Source organism: Pseudomonas sp. BE134 (assembly GCF_031456105.1).
Taxonomy (GTDB): Bacteria; Pseudomonadota; Gammaproteobacteria; order Pseudomonadales; family Pseudomonadaceae; genus Aquipseudomonas.
In genome coordinates this window covers 67,886-85,747 of the sequence record NZ_JAVDUA010000028.1, presented here as the reverse complement: position 1 = coordinate 85,747, position 17,862 = coordinate 67,886, and the positions used below count along the sequence as shown (strand labels likewise).

The following is a 17,862-nucleotide window of genomic DNA, read 5'->3' as shown; positions in this document are numbered from 1 at the left end:
GGCGGTGTTTCAGGAAGACCGCAAACTCAGATTTTACGACTGCTTCGCAGCCGAACACAGGCTTCGCCAGCTGCTACAGATTGCGTTATGGCTTAGCCGATCGGCATTGGGTAACCTTCTTTTTGGAGTGTTACGGGGTCGATTACTCGGCCGATTTTTGCTTCAGGCGTTCCAGGATCGCGTTGGCACTGCCTTCGTTCGGCGTGATGCCGGCTTCGCGCAGTTTGCGCTCCAGGTCGTTGCCGGTCGATGCGTCGGCCAGTTCGTCCTGCGCTTGCAGTTCTGCGGCGCGTTGCTGCTGCTTGGCCTGCAAACGGTTCAGTGTACCGACGGCGGTTTCCAGCTTGCCGTTGGCACCGCCGCTGGCGATGGATGCGCTGACCTGGGCTTTCTGTACGCTATCGCGCGCCTTGGCCATGTCTACTTGCTGGCGCAGGCTTTTGATACGGGCTTCGGCCTTGGTGATGTCTTTGCGCATGCTGTCCGCGTAACCACCGAATTCGCTGGCCTGCTTTTGTTCGACATCGAGTTCGTTGGTCAGGGTCGAAATCGCTTCGGCTACTTCCAGTGCCAGGTCTTCGCGGTTGGCCTGGATCGCGGCCATGGCCTTGGATTCCAGGTCCTTGATTTTGGCATTGTGCTCGCTGACGCGGTCGGCCGACAGTTTGTGCTTGGCCATGATGGTGACGAGTTCACGCTTGGCGTTGGCCAGCGCGCTGTCAGCATCGCGAATTTCCTGGTCGAGGATGCGCAAGGCCTGTTGGTCGACGATTGATTCGCCCACTTCGGTGGCGCCGCCGCGCAACGCGGTGAACAACTTGCTCCAGATGGACTGAGTCATTGAGTCTTCCTTTCCTGATAATTACTTGAAGAAGCGTTCGAAGGCTTCGATGGCACGCTGGACGTTATCGACCAGGGTTTTCGCCTCGGTCACCACGTTGGTCAGGCTGGAGTCGGAACTCAGCGCGCCGAACATGTTGTAAACGACTTGGCCGTTGGGCATGGACTCGATACCGATCGAGGACAGCGGGAACATTTCCCGGCTGCGCAGCACGGCATCGTTGAAGGCCGGCACGTCGTTGATCGACTCGACGTCGACCAGAACAGTGTCGACGATGATCTGCTCGCCGGCGATGGCGATGTGGATTGGCAGTCCGCCAAACTCGTTCATCTCCAGCCTGAGGGTGGGTTCGGCACTCTGGATCAGGGAAAGCGTAATCTCTTGCGAAGCCACCTCATCAAGGGCCTTGAGGGCATTGAAGAGGCTATCGATATTCCAGTTGTTGCTTGCGCTCATGTCATTCTCCGACAGGAATGAGCCAGCCAGAATCGGTTGGCGTAGCTGTTGCTCCATTTGCTTGAGCAAGCTTCGGTTTTCCGGAAGCACCCAAGTTTCGTGTTTCACATAGCCGGCGGCTGCCAGGCCTGCACGCATCTGCTTCATGTAGAAGCTTGATGGTTTTTTCACGGACGGTTTCGAGCGCTCTCCCTTGGGGCTTTTTGCTGTAACAGCAGGCTCGTGAGGCGGGTCTGACGGGGAGCGGTTTTTCATGGGGTGGCTCCGTTGTGAACATCTCACGCGTGAGCAACCCTACAACCAATGAAGTACACCATCAACGGCTCACGCGTGAGATTTTGTTTCCGCAAGCGAAAAGGCCCGCAGCAAGGCGGGCCTGTAATATTTCAGGGTGTTTCTCAGCCTTTGGCGAATGCCAGCATGTCCGCATTCACCTGCTCTTTATGGGTATCCGTCAGCCCATGCGGCGCCCCTGGGTACACAATCAGTTGAGCATGTTCAATTCGCGTTTAGTCAGAGTAGCCATGTCGATGATCTCCAGTGAGTTACGTTGGGCGTGCGTTCAATTGCGGTTCAGGAACTCGTCGGTGGACACCACGCTGGCGTAGGCAAAACCCAGGGCCGACATGAACGCGGCGTGGACGTGAGCCGCCGGCACCGTCAGGCCGTTAAACTCCAGGTCACGTGAGGCACAGGCATCATGGATGACCGTGACGGTATAACCGAGGTCGTTGGCGGCCCGGGTGATGCCGTCGACGCACATGTGGCTCATGCTGCCGACCACCACCAGTTCCTTGATTTCTTGCTCATCGAGAATCGACTTTAGTTCGGTTTCGCGGAACGAGTTGACGAAGTGCTTGAGGACGACCGGCTCATCCGCGTGGTTGAGCACTTTGGGGTGCAACTTCGCTCCTTCGGAGCCGGGGGTAAAGAACGGCGCTTCTTCAGAGGTGAATTCGTGGCGAATGTGCACCACCGAATCACCGGTCTCACGAAAGGCCTTGAGCAGACGAACGGCGTTATCTGCTGCGGCGTCGGCGCCGGCCAACGGCCACTTGCCTTGTGGGAAGTAGTCGTTTTGGATATCAACTACGATAAGTGCTTGCTTGGCCATGACTGATTCCTCGAAGTGCGGGTTGGGTGTGGAATGAAGTATTGGGTTTAGCAGGCCGTCCGAGGATTGGCCGCACCGACAATAGAAGGGGGAAAACTGACAATGGACGCACAAAGGCCAATCGCCGAACTGGGTGTGCTGATTTACCCCGGTGCGCAGATGGCGGCGGTGCATGGACTGACGGACCTGTTCGGGGTGGCCAACCGGATCGCCGCCGAGCATCAGGCCGCGCGGTTGCCGCTTTTGCGGGTCAGCCATTGGCAGGTGGAGGGCAATCAGGCTCCCGTTCGGGTCTACGACAGTCATCCCGCGCCGGACTCAGCCTTGGTGGCCGTGTTGATCCCGCCGTCGATTTCCAGTTTTTACGCCGGTCAGGTGCCGCAGGCGTTGCTTCAATGGGTTCGTCAGCAACACGCTCGCGGTGCGACCCTGGGAGGTGTCTGCGTGGGCTCGATTCTCTTGGCCGAAAGTGGCTTGCTAGATGGTCGCAGCGCCACCACTCACTGGACCTCGGCCAAAGCCTTCGCCGAGCGTTATCCGACGATCAAGCTCAAGGCCGATACGCCGATTGTCGACGACGGCGACCTGATCACCACGGCCGGGCTGATGGCTTGGTCCGAGTTGGGGTTGCGCCTGGTCGACCGTTTACTGGGACCGAGCATTGCGACCGGCACGGCGCGGTTTCTGGTGGTGGAGCACAGCGACAGTGCGAGCGAGTGCGGCAGCAACTTTTCACCCATTCTCAGTCATGGCGATGCGTCTATTCTCAAGGTCCAGCATTGGTTGCAAAGTACCGGGGCGACCGATGTGTCGCTGACGGCCATGGCCGAACGGGCGGGGCTGGAAGAGCGCACCTTCCTGCGTCGCTTCCGCGCGGCGACCGGACTCAAGCCAACCGAATACTGCCAGCACCTGCGGGTTGGCAAGGCCAGGGAAATGCTCGAATTCACCAACGGCACCATCGATCACATTGCCTGGACCGTGGGGTATCAGGACCCGAGTGCGTTTCGGACGACGTTCAAGAAAATTACCGGGCTGGCGCCGAGTGATTACCGGACTCGATTTGGCGTGTCGCCGGTGGCTGCAACCCGCTAGCCGCACCACCGAAAATCCCTGTGGGAGCCAGCCTGCTGGCGATAGCGATCTGGCAGCTACATCTATGTTGAATGTGCTGCCGCCATCGCCAGCAGGCTGGCTCCCACAGAGGGAGAGGGCGTAGCTCAATCGTGCAGAATGCAGGAGATGAAGCAACGGTCGTGCAGATTGAAACAGGCTTGGTGCCATCACCGTTTTCACAACTAACTGATTTTAAGGTTATTTACGGCGCGCCTCGCTTGGCCTGATCTCTGCACCCCTCTTTCTACAATCATCAAACGCCAATTGAAGGGGGACGCATGACCCCAACAGACCGCAAAAAACTGGTGGTCGCCCATTCCGTGCACCCCGATGCGCCGCTGCACGAAGTCGAAACCAACCGCGCCCTGGCCCGTTGGCTGGCGCAGATTCTGGGGCTTGAATACGGCGGTAGTTTTGATCAAAAACTGCATGACGGCCGCGATCTTTATGTACTGCCGACCCAGACGCTGGTAGGCGTCGCTGCCGCCCGACAAGTGGGCGTAAGAGGGCCGGAAGATTTGTGGGGCGGTTATGTCGACCACGACTTCATCTGCACCAAGGCCATCAGCCATGGCTTGCTCAACAAAAATGCTTACGCCCCGCCTGGCTGGTCAACGCTGTTCTCCGAGCGCGTACGCAACGTGGTGCTGGATGGCCTCAGCGTGTTCTCACTCGACGATGCGCGACCCGCGGCCGAACACTTGCTTTACAACGGACCGATCCGCCTCAAGCCTGTACACGCTTGCGCCGGACGCGGTCAGGAAGTGATCGAAAGCCTCGACCAGTTCCACGCCATCCTCGCCAGACCCGACGCCAGCAAGTTATTCACCGAAGGCGTGGTGCTGGAACAGGACTTGGGCAATGTGATTACCCACAGTGTCGGCCAGAGTTTTATCGGCGACACCGTGCTGAGTTACTGCGGTGAGCAATACTTGATTGAAGACGGACAGGGCGAGTTGGTGTATGGCGGCTCCAACCTGTTGGTGGTGCCGGGGTATTACGAGGACCTGCTTAAGCTACCCTTGCCTGACGATGTGCGGTTGGCGATCCAGCAGGCGCAGGTGTTCGACAACGCGGCGGATGAGGCCTATCCGGGCTTCTACGCCTCGCGACGCAACTACGACATCGCCCAAGGCCTGGACAGCAACGGCAAACAGCGCAGCGGCGTGCTGGAGCAATCCTGGCGCATGGGCGGAGCCAGCAGCGCGGAAGTGGCGGCGTTGCAGAGCTTCGTCAACGATCCGGGGATGCGCGCGATTCGCGTGTCTTCGGTGGAAACCTACATCGATCAACCGTTACCGGCGGACGCCATCGAGGTGTACCGTGGCCCCGCAGAAAACGGTGATTTTCTCCTCAAGTACGTAACGGTTAAATCCTATGACGGCTAGAAGCGAAACCATTCAGATCGACATCGACGATGAACAGATGAGCGGGACTTTTCTCAGCCCCAAATCGAAGGTGCCCGGTGTGCTGTTTGTGCACGGTTGGGGTGGCAGCCAGGAACGGGATCTGGAGCGGGCCAAAGGCATCGCCGGCCTGGGTTGCGTCTGCCTGACGTTCGACTTGCGCGGCCATACTGGAGGCACTGGAATCCCGCTGACCCGCGTCACCCGTGAAGACAACTTGCGTGACCTGTTGGCGGCGTATGACCGGCTGCTCGCGCACCCGGCGCTCGACACCTCGGCCATCGCCGTGGTCGGCACCAGTTACGGCGGCTATCTGGCCTCGATCCTGACGTCATTGCGTCCGGTGCGCTGGCTGGCGTTGCGAGTTCCGGCACTGTATCGAGACGATCTTTGGCACACGCCGAAACGTGATCTGGACAAGATTGACCTGCGCGATTACCGCAGCACGTTGATCCGTGCCGACAGCAACCGGGCGTTACATGCTTGTTCGCAATTCACCGGTGATGTGCTGCTGGTTGAATCCGAGACCGACGATTATGTACCCCACGCGACCATCATGAGTTACCGCGCGGCCTGTCAGCAGACTCACTCGCTGACCCACCGGATTATCGACGGGGCGGATCACGCCTTGAGCGAGCCTGTTTCACAGCAGGCGTACACCTCGATCCTGGTGGACTGGATTACCGAAATGGTTGTGGGTGAGCGGTTGAGCATTATTCAATCGACTTGAGATTTTCAGTGTTCTTTCGACTATCGCGAGCAGGCTCGCTCCCACAGTCAGACCGCGATCCAAATGTGGGAGCGAGCCTGCTCGCGATAGCGCCCTCACAGTCACCATCGATCACTTGGGTTTCCTGGAAATTCGCAACGACTTGGCCTTGGCCTCCACCAGCAGATACATCACCAGCGTAATCAATAGCGGCAAGATGAAGTAAATCGCCCGATACGCCAGCAACCCCGCCACCAGACTGCCCCGCGAAGCCTCATGTTGCAGCAACGCCACAAACACCGCTTCCAGCACGCCAAGCCCCGCCGGAATGTGTGTGATGACCCCGGCAATGGCGCTGATCAACAACACCCCCAGCACCAGCGGGTAGTCCAGCTTGCTCGGCAACAAAGTAAAAATCACCGCCGCCATCAACGACCAGTTCAGTGCCCCCAGTGCCAGTTGCAGCACCGCCATGCGCAGAGAAGGCAGGTTGATTTCCACCCCGCGAATGGCCCACTCCCGACGCCTGGAAAATCGACAGGCGGCCAGATAGCCCGCGCTCACCAGCAGCAACAACACGCCCACCCCTTGTAATGCACCGGTGCTCAGTTTCCAGCCCGGCGGCATGCGCACCAGTCCGCTGCTGAAAACGGTGCCGGCAATCACCATGTAGCCGAACCAATTGGTCGCCAGGCTCAAACCGAGAATTTTTGCGATGTTGCTCTTGCTCACCCCCAGCCGTGAGTACAGCCGATAGCGCATGGCGATGCCACCCACCCACGCACTCAGATTGAGGTTGAAGGCATAGCTGATGACCCCCACCGGCAGGATCTGTTTCCACGTCAAATCCTGGCGAATGTAGGTGCGGCCGATCAGATCGAAACTGGCGTACACCAGAAAACTCAGCAGCGTCAGCCCCGAGGCGATGACCAATGTGCGCGACTTGAAATTGGCCAGGGTGTGGAACACTTCATCCCATTCGATGCGCTGGGCGAGCATCGTCAACAGGACGATCAGCGCCAGGAAAAACAGCATCGTCAACGGTCGTTTCCAGCGGCTCCAGCGAGACTTTCCCGGGCGCTCGGCGTGGGTGGTCGAATGGACTTCAGCGTGGGGCATGTTCATCACTCCCGGCCGGCTTGATGAAGGCTTTCAAGCGCGGCTTGTGTGCCGGCATCCAACCCGCCCAGGCGGGGAAATGGCGCAGGAAGTGAAACACCAGAAAGCCGACCGTCATGTGCCAGATTCGTCCGCGCGGTGCGGTGTCGACGCACATGGCTTTGCAGTGGTTATCGCTCAGGTGTTCAAGCCGTTCGAACAGCGTGCGGTTGAACGCACGGTCGCGGATCAACACATTGGCTTCCAGGTTCATGGACAGGCTCAACGGGTCGAGGTTGCTTGAACCGACGGTGCTCCAGTCCTCGTCGACCAGCGCGACTTTGCCGTGCAGCGGCCGCTCGCAGTATTCGTGAATCTGCACGCCCGCCTTGAGCAGATAGTCATAGGTCATGCGCGCAGCAAGTTTGGCCACCAGCATGTCCGGCTGGCCCTGCAGAATCAGGCGAACATCGACGCCACGGCGTGCTGCGTTGCGGATCTCGCGCAGCAAGCGATAACCGGGAAAGAAGTAAGCGTTGGCGATCACCACCCGGCGCTTGGCAGTGCGCAGCACCAACCGGTAAACCTCTTCGATATCCGTGCGATGGTCACCATTGTCGCGGTACACCAGCCGAACCTGGCCGTCATGATCGTTGACTGCCAGTTCCGAACGCCGTTGGCGGCGTCGCTGCCACCAGTATTTGGCGCGGGCCGGGCGACCGCATTGCAACAGCGCGAAGTGATGAATGTCGGCCACTGCCGGGCCTTGCACTTCAACGGAGTAATCCTGTTTGGCCTCGGGGCCGAAGTCGCCCAAGTGGTCGGCGGAAAAGTTGATCCCGCCGATGAAGGCAATCGTTCCATCGACCACGACGATCTTTCGGTGCAGGCGGCGGAACCAGTTAGTGCGAATGCCCAGACGCTTAGGCGCGGGGTCGAATATCTGGATGTGCACACCGGCTTCGCTCATCGCGGCCAGGAACTCGGTGCTCAATTCGCCGCAGCCAAATCCGTCGAGACTGGCGGTGACTCGCACACCGCGCCGGGCGGCGTCGATCAACACTTGCTGCATCTCGTTACCGACCTTGTCCTCGAACACAATAAACGTTTCCAGGAGGATTTCAGTCTTGGCCTGGCGCATGGCCTCGAACACCCGTGGGAAATACGCTTCACCGTTTTCCAGCAACTCGACCCGGTTGTTGCCTTGCCAGCCATAGTTGACATCGACCACGCCGGGTTTGCCGGTCGTCCGGGGGGCCGCAGAGTGCTCCACGCTGGTTTTTTCCATCGACGGGATGCTCATAGCTCGATCTCCACCGACAGCGGTGCGTGGTCGGAAAGGTGTGACCACGGGCGTGCAGCCAATACCTGCGGACGGCTGGCCTTGAGGTTGCGTACGTAAATGCGGTCGAGTCGTAATGCCGGCATTCGTGCGGGAAAACTGCGTGCCGGTTTGCCATGATGTTCGGCGAACACTTCGCGCAGACCACAGGGTTTGAGCAGCACATCGGCCCGCTGGCGCCAGTCATTGAAATCTCCGGCAACGATCACCGGCACCTCATCCGGCAACTCCGAAAGGCGTCGGCTCAACAGTTTGAGCTGTTCGGTCCGATGGGTTTCGCGCAGCCCCAGGTGCACGCAGATGGCGTGAATTTCCTGGCCGTCACCGGGCAGGCGCAGCACGCAATGCAGGATGCCGCGGTTTTCATGGCCGCTGATTGAGACGTCCAGGTTGTCGTGGCGAATGATCTGGAATTTCGACAGCAACGCATTCCCATGATCACCCGCCGGGTAGACCGCGTTGCGGCCATAGGCAAACTGTGGCCACAGGGTGTCGGCAAGGAATTCGTATTGCGGTACCGCCGGCCAGTTGCTGTAGCGCGTTGGGTGCTGTTCATGGGCACCGTGGACTTCCTGCAAAAACACCACGTCGGCAGACACACTGCGCACTGCTTCGCGCAACTCTGGCAGGATGAAACGCCGGTTCAGCGCGGTAAAACCTTTATGCGTGTTGACCGTCAGTACCGTGAAGCGGCGCACGGCGGCGAGGGTTGGCGACGGATCATCGGCGGCGTCGAGCGGCTCGGAAACGTTCATGGCCGCAATCCTTCGGCCAAGGATTCGCTGGATGCGAAGAAGCTTGCCAGTGGGTGATGGACGTCCCGCAGGCGTTTGAACCCGCCTGAACTACTTATTTGAATCACCGCCATGTCACCTCCCGCTTGATGGTCTTCGCGCAGCCCCGTCTTTTGATGACTGCCGGGGGAGGGAGAAAGTTTCGACGGGGCTACGGACGGTAAAGCCCTACACAATTTACCTGTGGGAGCGATGTCTGGCCGCACTGATCAGCCGGCTGCAATAATCGAAGATTCGAGACCTTCAAGGCGCTTAGCCGATTTACGCTTGTAGGCGCGGCCGAAGGCTGCGATCTTTCGTTCATTACGACTATTCAAAAGGAGCACTGCGTTTGCATCCGTTCAAGACTGCAATACTGCTGGCGCTACTGCTCATGACAGCTAGCGTCGGGCTGCAAGCTGCGGCGATACCGGGCTTGCCGGCGACCAGCACCGCCGCGACACCAGCGGCCCACCCGCAGCCGTTGGTCCAGGGTGGATTGCTGGGGGCGATCAGTTCGAGCATCGATGAGGTCGAGGGTAAACTTGATCTCAACGAGGAACTGGTCGATGCCTGGCGTCTGCGCGCAGATCGCGCAGCCGATGAAGTCGATCAACTGGTCAATCATCCATCGGCGCGTTCCAGCTGGAGCGTGGCGGGGGATTTCCTGCTGTTGTCCGGCGTGTGGGCGGGTGTCTTTGCATTGCTCTGGCTGCTTGGCGGGCTGCTGGCCACGCGTCTGAGCCGGCATCGTTTGTTGCTCACCCGCGAACGCGGTCGGGCAGTGCTCGGTTATGCCTTGCCTTACAGCATTCCGGCGCTGGTGAGCCTGCCGTTGACGATCATTGTCAGCCACTACTTGCCAGTGTCCGCCGGCCGGGCCCTGGCATTGTGTTTCGCCTATGCCACCAGCAGCGGCATCTTCGCCGCCTCGCTGGTGCTGACATTGGTGGTCCTGTTCAATGCCGGCCACAAACGCCGTGCGGTGCAGATCCTTCGTCAATTCAGCCCACGGCCGTTGTTTGCAATCGGCTTTCTGGTTGCCATCAGCGATGCTTTGACCAGTCCGCAGATTGCCCATCAGTTGGGCAGCAATCTCACCAGCAGCGTGGCGGTATTGACCGGTCTGGGCGCCTCGATGGCCTTTGGTCTGCTGGTGATCAAAATGCGCCGGCCGGTCGCGCATCTGATCCGCATTCTGCCGCTGGCCCAGCGCCTCAAACAGCCGGCATTGCGCGAGACGTTGCGGATTTTTTCCGGCCTGTGGTACTGGCCGATCCTGTTGATGGTGATGGTCTCGGTCATCAATCTGGTCAGCATCAGCGATGACAATCAGCAGGTGCTGCGCAGCGCATTGTTCACCACCGTCTTGTTGATTGCGACGGTGTTTCTCAGCACGTCACTGCATCACCTTTTCAAGTCCCGCAGCGAGCAAGCGGCGCGTCGCAGCAATGCCTACAAAGAGCGTTTCCTGAGCCTTTCACACGCGTTGCTACGGATCGGCATGGCGATTGTGTTCATCGATATCCTGGGGCGGATCTGGGGGGTGTCACTCCTGGAATTCGCGATGAGCAATACGGTCGGGCGAGCGATCAGTGATTCGCTGGGCCGCATCGGTTTGATTTTCCTGGTGACCTGGATGGTCTGGGTGGTGCTCGACACGACGATTCAGGAAGCCCTGAAGCCACCGGTCAACAAACGCTCAGCACGCCAGCCAAGTACGCGGGTGAAAACCATCCTGCCGCTGCTGCGCAATGCGATCAAAATCCTGCTGGTGGTGATCTGTGCGATCACCACCATGGCTAACCTTGGGATCAACGTCGCGCCGTTTCTGGCCGGCGCCGGGGTGGTGGGGCTGGCCATCGGTTTCGGCTCCCAGCAGCTGGTGCAGGACGTCATCACCGGGTTGTTCATCATCATCGAAGACACCTTGTCGATTGGTGATTGGGTGGTGCTCGATTCCGGGCATGCCGGCACGGTCGAAGGCTTGACCATCCGCACCCTGCGCCTGCGCGATGGCAAGGGCTTTGTGCACTCGGTGCCGTTCGGCCAGATCAAGGCCGTGACCAACCAGTCCCGGCAATTCGCCTATGCGTTCTTCTCGGTGCAGTTCACCTACGACACCGATGTCGATAAGGCGATTGAATTGATCCGCGAAGCCGGGCATTCGATCAGCGACGACCCGTTTCTCAAGTACAACCTGCAAGGGCCACTGGACGTATTCGGCGTCGACAAAATGGACCTCAATGGCGTGGTGCTGACGGCGCAGTTCCGCACCGTGTCGGGAGGTCAATACGCGGTGAGTCGGGCATTCAACCAGCGTTTGAAAAAGCTTGTGGATAACTGCCCGTGGGTGCATTTCGCGCAGACTTATCCACAACAGGTTTTGATGCCCAAGCGGCAGGTGGATGAGCAGGATGACGAAGTCGCGATGGAGCATTCGGCGGTGTTGATGCCGGATCAGCCGCGTACCCAGTGACTCTTCAGATCGTTCCCACGCTCTGCGTGGGAATGGCCTCACCGGACGCTCCGCGTCCGCTCTTGAGACGCAGAGCGTCTCTGGTTGCATTCCCACGCGGAGCGTGGGAACGATCAGTGGCGAGTCAACTTGCTACGTATTTCAATAGCTGCTTGCTGATCCAGCTCCAGCCAAAAGTGTTGCTTGCCGGCAATCTCCGCCGCCGCCGGAATTCCATCGCGGTACACCAACCGATTACTCGCCAACGCCGGTACTTTCGCACCGGGTAACAGCGTTCCGGCAAGGTTCAGCGGGTCAACCCCGCACACCGCGATCAAACTCCCGTCATGGGGTCGCCTACGTACTTCGCGCAGCAGTGGAATGGCCTCGGGCAATGCAAACTGTTCACCGGCCAAGCCACTGACAAACCGCCCGCCGCGTATCTCGCCCCGAGCCTCCAGCCGGTGAAATGTACGCAGCAATTCGCGCCAGCTCGGCAACCAATCCGCCTCACGTTCCAGCAGCCGCCAGAACACCACGCCATAACGCCGCAACAGGGTCATGGCGATGTGTTCCAGTGTCTCCGTCGGTGTCGGCGCTGGACGTTGGTTATCCACAACCGGCGCGGCCGGCCGGCGGCGTAACAAGGCCCAACGTCCGGCGTCGTCCATCCCGCCGACAAACGCCCCACGCCCGCGTCGACTGCTGCGACTCTGGCGTTTGCTGGCCGGGGTAATCAGTGCCCGCAATCCGGCGAAGCTATCGGCGTTCACCAATCCGGCCCCGACAAGCTCCTGCAAGGCGATTTCCAGTTCCGAGCGCAGCAGATGAGCTTCATGAATCAGTTCATCGAAAAACAGCGCGCCGTGTTGGCTGAGCGCCTCATGAACCTTTTGTGTTTTGGGTGACAGTTCGCTGACCGGTGTCTGCTCGGTCAAGCCGCTCCACAAGCCAACCTGACTGCGCGGCAACAACAGAATCGGCGTGCTGCGCAATGCCGTGCCGGCTCCTTTGTTGCGCGCGGTCAGGCGTGTCCAGACCAGTTTGCCGCTGCGGCACAGATCATCCAGCCACCCCGGCGAGTAATCTTTGATTCGCGCCGACAGAATGTCGCTGTCCCAGGCTGAGGCAGCGGCGGGGTAGCCTTCGAACTGACCGACGATGGAGGGCAACACCGCGCTGCCCTGGCCTTGAGTCGCCGCCGACAGGTGTTGCCAGTCGAACAGAAAACGCATGAAATCCTGCAACGCCACCGGCTCGATTTCCCGCCGCAAGCGCTTGACCGTGTAACGGTGAATACGCGCCAGCAGATGCCGTTCGCACCATTCCTCCAACCCTGCGCCGGGCGTGAAGCGGCCGCGCAACACATAGCCTTCGCGTTCCAGTTGCGCCAAGGCCTGGGTGATGTGATTCGCCGCCAATCCCAGGGGTTCGGCAATCGCGGTGAGCGGCAGCGGGCCAAACGCGCTGAGTCGTGCGCGGATCACTTCAAGCACGGCTTCGTCTGGCGTCCAGGGATCATCGAAACCGGGCAACGCTTGCAGTGCCGGCAACAAAGTGGCTTGTGGATAAATCGCTTGCAAGCCGGTCAGTCGCTCCAGTGCCAGCCACAACCCGTGCTGTGCGTTGATCTGCATTCGGGTGGCGCGACCGCTGTCGGCCAGGGCGTTCAGCCAGTCGAGCCAGTGCGCATTAGTCTGGGCCTCGGCATCGGTGATGCACGCAAGACTCATCAACGCCTCATGCATTTCATCGACGCCAGTGGGTGCCGGCCAGGCCTCGTCGCGTACCGCTTGAATCGCGTCGGCATCCAGCGCTCCGAGGTCGTCGGTGGACTCTGGATCGGTCCAGCGTCGGTTGAGCACCGCTTGCGTGCGACGCTCTTCCAGCGGCGCATCGTCGAGAAAGTTATAAGGCCGGGCGCTGAGGATTTCCGCCGCCAGCGGCGACGGCGCTGGCAGGTCACGGCTGATCAGCCGCACGTCGCCACGTTCCATGCGCCGCAGCAACGCCAGCCAGCCTACGCTGTCCATCGCCTCGTGCAGGCAATCGTCGAGGGTCTGTTCCACCAATGGATGGTCGGGAATTTCACGTTCACCGGCGAGGTTTTCCACGCAGGCAATCTGATCAGGAAAGACACTGGCAATCAGGTCTTCGCTTTTCATTCGCTGGATCTGCGGCGGGACTTTACGTCCGCCGCTGTAACGCGGCAGAGCCAGGGCGACACCGGTATTCCAGCGCCAGCGCACGCCGAATAGTGGCGCGTCGAGCACCGCTTGAATCAGCAGGTGTTCGGCGCTGTTGCTGTGCAGGTAGCGCCAGACGTCGTCGAGTTCAAAACTGTGGCTGGTGGACAGCGACAGCACGATCGCGTCTTCGCTGGCGGCGGCCTGCAATTCGAAGTTGAAGGTGCGGCAGAAACGCTTGCGCAGGGCCAGGCCCCAGGCGCGGTTGATGCGGCTGCCGAACGGGGTGTGGATGATCAGTTGCGTGCCGCCGGACTCGTCGAAAAAGCGCTCCATCAGCAACGTGTCCTGTGACGGCAGGGCACCCAGCGTCAGGCGCGCCCGGGCGAGATAATCGATCAGTTGCTCGGCGCTGGCGACGTTCAGGCCGAGTGTGTCGGTCAGCCAGTCGAGGGCCGGTTGCAGGTTGCCTGGCGTGGCGCCGAGCAAGTCGTCGAGGTGTGCTTGCAAGCGAGCGACGGCAAACGACAACTCCGCGCTGCGCCCCGGTGCTTCACCCAGCCAGAAGGGAATGGTCGGCGGCTGGCCTTGAGCATCTTCGACCCGGACCTTGCCGGTTTCGACCCGCAGGATTCGGTAGGAGGTATTGCCCAACTGGAACACATCCCCGGCAATGCTCTCCACCGCAAAGTCTTCGTTGACGCTGCCGATGTTCAGCCCTTGGGGCTCCAGCAAAACGCTGTAGTCGGCGTTGTCCGGAATCGTCCCGCCGCTGGTTACGGCGGTCAATCTGGCGCCTCGACGAGCGCGCAGGGTGCGGGTAACTGCATCGCGGTGCAGGTAAGCGCTGCGCATGCCTTGTCGACTGTTGTAGCCCTCGGCGAGCATGTGCAACAGCGCCTGATAATGTTTTTCGTCGAGTTCGGCATACGGCGAGGCGTTACGCAGCATCTTCAGCAGCGCGTGTTCCGACCATTCCTGGCAACTGACCTCGGCAATGATTTGTTGCGCGAGTACGTCCAGTGGCGCTGTGGGAATCTGCAGTGTGTCGAGTTCGCCGCGCCGAACACAATCGAGCAGCGCGGTGCATTCGATCAGGTCGTCGCGGGTGGTGGCGAACAAGCGGCCCTTGGGCGTACCGCCGACCTGGTGCCCGGAACGGCCGACCCGTTGCAGAAACCCTGAAATCGAACGCGGCGAAGCGATTTGGCACACCAGGTCGACGTCGCCAATGTCGATACCCAGTTCCAGCGAAGCGGTGGCGATCAGCACTTGCAGGTCGCCGCGCTTGAGCCGTTGTTCGGCGTCCAGACGAAACTCCTTGGCCAGGCTGCCGTGGTGGGCGGCCACTGCCTCCTTGCCGAGGCGTTCACTCAGATGCCGGCTCAGGCGCTCGGCGAGACGCCGGGTATTGACGAAAATCAGCGTGGTCCGATGTTCGCGGGCGAGGGTGGCGAGGCGGTCGTAGACCAGTTCCCACACGTCATTGGCCATGACCGCGGACAACGGCACGGGAGGGACTTCGATGTCCAGATCCCGTGGGCGGGCGTGGCCGATGTCGACGATCTCGCAGGGACGGTCGCGACCCACCAGAAAGCGCGACACCGTTTCGATGGGTTTTTGCGTGGCGGACAGGCCAATGCGCAACAGCGGTTCTGCGCACAGCGCCTGCAACCGTTCAAGGCTCAGGGCCAAATGGCTGCCGCGTTTGCTGGCGGCGATGGCGTGGATTTCATCGACGATCACCGTGCGCGCAGTGCCGAGCATCTTTCGGCCGGAGTCGGAGCCGAGCAGCACGTAAAGGGATTCCGGGGTGGTCACCAGAATGTGCGGCGCGGTCTTGCGCATGGCCGAGCGATCTTTCTGCGACGTGTCGCCGGTGCGCACGGCGGTGTTGATCTGCAAGGGGGGCAAGCCCATCACCCGTAATTGCTCGGTGATCCCGGCGAGCGGGTTTTGCAGGTTGATCTGAATGTCGTTGGACAAGGCCTTGAGCGGCGAGACATAGACCACCAGGGTTTCGTCAGGCAGCCCGTCGGCGGTTTCCAGGCCCCGGTGAACCAGTTCGTCGATAACGGCGAGGAACGCGGTGAGGGTTTTGCCGGACCCGGTGGGCGCGGCGATCAGGGTCGAGCGCCGCTGACGAATCAACGGCCACGCCAGGGCCTGGGCGGCGGTGACCGTCGGGAAGGTGTTGCTGAACCAGGCGCTGACGGCGGGGTGGAAGCCTGCCAGGGCGCTGTCCGTCGGGATTGGCAGATTCATGGGGGCAGTTATGCGGGTGGGGGAATGAAGTTGCAAGTACCGCTCAAGACCTTCGCCGACCTCCAGGGCCTCTTCGCGGGCCAGTAGCAGCACCACAAATCCCGGCGATCTACACTTTACGGATGACGGTTGCGCACTAAACCCGCAAAATGCAACGATTCCAGAAATTATCAACGACATTGCCCGCGGGCGATGTCGATAAAGCCATCGTTCCAACCAGACTGGGCCTGCTGACTCTATGCGAATGCGCCTTATGTTACTGGGCGGCGGAAATGCCCTTGGGCAGGCGCTGATTCGCCTCGGTGCGGAGGAAGACATCGGCTTCCTCGCCCCCCGCCCCCCGCAAGACGGCTGGGATGCCGCGAGCCTGACGCAATTGCTCGACGACACCCGCCCGGACGCGTTGATCAATCTCGCCTACTACTTCGACTGGTTTCAGGCGGAAGCGGTCAGCGAGCAACGTCTGGCCGGGCAGGAGCGTGCGGTCGAGCGTCTGGCCGAACTGTGCCAGCATCACAACATCGTTCTGCTGCAACCCTCCAGCTATCGTGTATTTGATGGCTCCCGTGCCACCGCTTACAGCGAAAAAGACGAACCGGTTCCGCTGGGGCTCCGCGGCCAGGCGTTGTGGCGTATCGAGAAAAGCGTCCGCGCGACCTGCCCGCAGCACGTATTGCTGCGTTTCGGCTGGTTGCTCGATGAAAGTCCTGACGGCACGCTCGGACGTTTCCTCGCGCGGGCCGAGGCGCCTGATGAACTGCTGTTGGCCGACGACCGCCGGGGCAACCCGACACCGGTCGACGATGCGGCCCGTGTGATCATCTCGGTGCTCAAACAACTCGATTGTGCGGCACCGCTGTGGGGCACCTATCATTACGCCGGCCATGAGGCGACCACGCCGCTGGCACTGGGTCAGGCTATCCTGACCGAAGCACGCAGCCTGCATCCGCTGGCTGTTGAAGCGCCGACCGCCCAGGCTCACGCCACGCGTCCGGATGCCGCCGAAGAACCGCAACACGCGGTGCTGGCCTGCAAGAAAATTTTGCACACGTTCGGGATCAAACCTCGCGCCTGGCGCGCCGCACTCCCGGGCCTTCTGGATAGGTTTTATCGCCATGGCTGACGGCCCTGTTTTAATCACTGGCGGTGCCGGTTTTATCGGCTCGCACCTGACCGATGCCCTGCTCGCCAAGGGGCATTCGGTGCGCATTCTCGATGACCTGTCCACCGGCAAACGCAGCAACCTGCCACTGGATAACTCCAACCTCGAACTGATCGTAGGTGATGTCGCCGACACTGCTTTGGTGGCTCAGGCGATGGTCGGTTGCAGCGCCGTGGCGCACCTGGCCGCGGTGGCCTCGGTACAGGCCTCGGTGGTTGACCCGGTGAAGACTCACCAGAGCAATTTCATCGGTTCGCTGAATGTCTGCGAAGCCATGCGCCAGGCCGGCGTAAAACGCGTGCTGTTTGCCTCCAGTGCGGCGGTTTACGGCAACAATGGCGAGGGTGAATCGATCGACGAAGAAACGCCCAAATCGCCTTTGACGCCTTACGCGGTGGACAAGCTGGCCAGCGAGCACTACTTCGAATTCTACCGTCGCCAGCATGGGCTGGAGCCGGTGATTTTCCGCTTCTTCAACATCTTCGGCCCGCGTCAGGACCCGTCCTCGCCGTATTCCGGGGTGATCAGCATTTTCAGCGAGCGGGCCCGCCAGGGCCTGCCGATTACCGTGTTCGGTGATGGCGAGCAGACGCGCGATTTCGTCTACGTCGAGGATCTGATTGAGTTGCTGGTGCAAGCCATCGAAAAGCCGCAAGTTGAAGCCGGGGCAGTGAATGTCGGCTGGAACCAGGCGACCAGCCTTAAGCAAATGCTGCAGGCGCTGGAAGCTGTGCTCGGTGAGTTGCCGCCCATCAGCTACGGCCCGGCGCGCTCTGGCGATATTCGCCATTCACGGGCGAACAATCGGCGTTTGCTGGAGCGCTTTACCTACCCGGCGCAGACACCGATGAGTGTTGGCCTGGCGCGGTTGTTGGGGCGCTGAGATGTTCGCGGCCACAAAAAAGGCGCCCTTGAAAGGCGCCTTTTTTGTGGCCG

At 60.6% G+C, this 17,862-nt stretch carries 13 protein-coding genes and 1 pseudogene; 6 read left to right on the top strand and 8 right to left on the bottom strand.

The annotated features are described in order from the left end of the window. Positions 1-142: 142 nt before the first annotated feature. The 4 genes and pseudogenes from J2Y56_RS21860 to J2Y56_RS21845 all read right to left on the bottom strand — a co-directional run bounded on the left by J2Y56_RS21860 (position 143) and on the right by J2Y56_RS21845 (position 2,411). On the bottom strand, positions 143-841 hold the full coding sequence (locus J2Y56_RS21860) for a PspA/IM30 family protein (RefSeq protein WP_310338865.1): 699 nt from the start codon (positions 839-841) through the stop codon (positions 143-145). A 21-nt stretch (positions 842-862) separates the two neighbouring features. After that, complete coding sequence (locus J2Y56_RS21855; protein WP_007946870.1) at positions 863-1,552, bottom strand: YjfI family protein; 690 nt, start codon at positions 1,550-1,552, stop codon at positions 863-865. Positions 1,553-1,695: 143 nt separating this feature from the next. Beyond that, positions 1,696-1,785, bottom strand: a pseudogene (locus tag J2Y56_RS21850) (alpha/beta hydrolase); the annotation flags it as partial. A gap of 74 nt (positions 1,786-1,859) precedes the next feature. Then, positions 1,860-2,411, bottom strand: a complete 552-nt coding sequence (locus tag J2Y56_RS21845; RefSeq protein WP_310338868.1) for a cysteine hydrolase family protein — start codon at positions 2,409-2,411, stop codon at positions 1,860-1,862. A 102-nt stretch (positions 2,412-2,513) separates the two neighbouring features. Between J2Y56_RS21845 and J2Y56_RS21840 the strand changes: the two genes are divergently transcribed. From J2Y56_RS21840 to J2Y56_RS21830, 3 genes are all read left to right on the top strand, one after another. Further along, entirely contained in the window at positions 2,514-3,506 is a 993-nt protein-coding gene (locus J2Y56_RS21840) for a GlxA family transcriptional regulator (protein WP_310352660.1), read from the top strand. Between the two features lie 299 nt (positions 3,507-3,805). Continuing rightward, positions 3,806-4,915 carry a DUF3182 family protein gene (locus J2Y56_RS21835; protein WP_310352658.1) on the top strand — a complete coding sequence of 370 codons (1,110 nt, stop codon included), beginning with the start codon at positions 3,806-3,808 and terminating at the stop codon, positions 4,913-4,915. Continuing rightward, entirely contained in the window at positions 4,905-5,663 is a 759-nt protein-coding gene (locus tag J2Y56_RS21830; protein ID WP_310352656.1) for an alpha/beta fold hydrolase, read from the top strand. The genes J2Y56_RS21835 and J2Y56_RS21830 overlap by 11 nt, the downstream gene beginning before the upstream one ends. Before the next feature lie 111 nt (positions 5,664-5,774). Here J2Y56_RS21830 and J2Y56_RS21825 read toward each other — a convergent pair whose 3' ends face one another. From J2Y56_RS21825 to J2Y56_RS21815, 3 genes are read right to left on the bottom strand one after another with little or no spacing between them, the layout of a single operon-like run. Then, positions 5,775-6,761, bottom strand: a complete 987-nt coding sequence (locus J2Y56_RS21825) for a lysylphosphatidylglycerol synthase domain-containing protein (protein ID WP_310352654.1) — start codon at positions 6,759-6,761, stop codon at positions 5,775-5,777. Further along, the gene (gene clsB, locus J2Y56_RS21820; protein WP_310352652.1) at positions 6,748-8,043 is read right to left on the bottom strand and encodes a cardiolipin synthase ClsB; all 1,296 of its coding nucleotides are present in this window, start codon (positions 8,041-8,043) and stop codon (positions 6,748-6,750) included. Before clsB ends, J2Y56_RS21825 begins: the two co-directional genes overlap by 14 nt. Continuing rightward, positions 8,040-8,837, bottom strand: coding sequence for an endonuclease/exonuclease/phosphatase family protein (locus J2Y56_RS21815; RefSeq protein ID WP_310338884.1), 798 nt, complete (start codon positions 8,835-8,837; stop codon positions 8,040-8,042). Before J2Y56_RS21815 ends, clsB begins: the two co-directional genes overlap by 4 nt. 412 nt (positions 8,838-9,249) lie before the next feature. On the opposite strand from J2Y56_RS21815, the gene J2Y56_RS21810 reads away from it, so the two are divergent. Continuing rightward, positions 9,250-11,334, top strand: coding sequence for a mechanosensitive ion channel family protein (locus tag J2Y56_RS21810; protein ID WP_405046879.1), 2,085 nt, complete (start codon positions 9,250-9,252; stop codon positions 11,332-11,334). Between the two features lie 113 nt (positions 11,335-11,447). Here J2Y56_RS21810 and J2Y56_RS21805 read toward each other — a convergent pair whose 3' ends face one another. Next, positions 11,448-15,764, bottom strand: coding sequence for a DEAD/DEAH box helicase (locus J2Y56_RS21805; RefSeq protein ID WP_310352648.1), 4,317 nt, complete (start codon positions 15,762-15,764; stop codon positions 11,448-11,450). A gap of 238 nt (positions 15,765-16,002) precedes the next feature. Here J2Y56_RS21805 and J2Y56_RS21800 point away from each other — a divergent pair, with 238 nt between their 5' ends. Then, complete coding sequence (locus J2Y56_RS21800; protein ID WP_310338892.1) at positions 16,003-16,887, top strand: sugar nucleotide-binding protein; 885 nt, start codon at positions 16,003-16,005, stop codon at positions 16,885-16,887. Then, positions 16,880-17,809 carry an NAD-dependent epimerase/dehydratase family protein gene (locus J2Y56_RS21795; RefSeq protein WP_310352645.1) on the top strand — a complete coding sequence of 310 codons (930 nt, stop codon included), beginning with the start codon at positions 16,880-16,882 and terminating at the stop codon, positions 17,807-17,809. Before J2Y56_RS21800 ends, J2Y56_RS21795 begins: the two co-directional genes overlap by 8 nt. Positions 17,810-17,862 lie beyond the last annotated feature (53 nt).

What these genes read in the sequence shown, in the direction of transcription:
- J2Y56_RS21860 (WP_310338865.1), bottom strand. Translation starts at nt 841, where the DNA reads ATGACTCAGTCCATCTGGAGCAAGTTGTTCACCGCGTTGCGCGGCGGC.
- J2Y56_RS21855 (WP_007946870.1), bottom strand. Translation starts at nt 1,552, where the DNA reads ATGAAAAACCGCTCCCCGTCAGACCCGCCTCACGAGCCTGCTGTTACA.
- J2Y56_RS21845 (WP_310338868.1), bottom strand. Translation starts at nt 2,411, where the DNA reads ATGGCCAAGCAAGCACTTATCGTAGTTGATATCCAAAACGACTACTTC.
- J2Y56_RS21840 (WP_310352660.1), top strand. Translation starts at nt 2,514, where the DNA reads ATGGACGCACAAAGGCCAATCGCCGAACTGGGTGTGCTGATTTACCCC.
- J2Y56_RS21835 (WP_310352658.1), top strand. Translation starts at nt 3,806, where the DNA reads ATGACCCCAACAGACCGCAAAAAACTGGTGGTCGCCCATTCCGTGCAC.
- J2Y56_RS21830 (WP_310352656.1), top strand. Translation starts at nt 4,905, where the DNA reads ATGACGGCTAGAAGCGAAACCATTCAGATCGACATCGACGATGAACAG.
- J2Y56_RS21825 (WP_310352654.1), bottom strand. Translation starts at nt 6,761, where the DNA reads ATGCCCCACGCTGAAGTCCATTCGACCACCCACGCCGAGCGCCCGGGA.
- clsB (WP_310352652.1), bottom strand. Translation starts at nt 8,043, where the DNA reads ATGAGCATCCCGTCGATGGAAAAAACCAGCGTGGAGCACTCTGCGGCC.
- J2Y56_RS21815 (WP_310338884.1), bottom strand. Translation starts at nt 8,837, where the DNA reads ATGAACGTTTCCGAGCCGCTCGACGCCGCCGATGATCCGTCGCCAACC.
- J2Y56_RS21810 (WP_405046879.1), top strand. Translation starts at nt 9,250, where the DNA reads ATGACAGCTAGCGTCGGGCTGCAAGCTGCGGCGATACCGGGCTTGCCG.
- J2Y56_RS21805 (WP_310352648.1), bottom strand. Translation starts at nt 15,764, where the DNA reads ATGAATCTGCCAATCCCGACGGACAGCGCCCTGGCAGGCTTCCACCCC.
- J2Y56_RS21800 (WP_310338892.1), top strand. Translation starts at nt 16,003, where the DNA reads ATGCGAATGCGCCTTATGTTACTGGGCGGCGGAAATGCCCTTGGGCAG.
- J2Y56_RS21795 (WP_310352645.1), top strand. Translation starts at nt 16,880, where the DNA reads ATGGCTGACGGCCCTGTTTTAATCACTGGCGGTGCCGGTTTTATCGGC.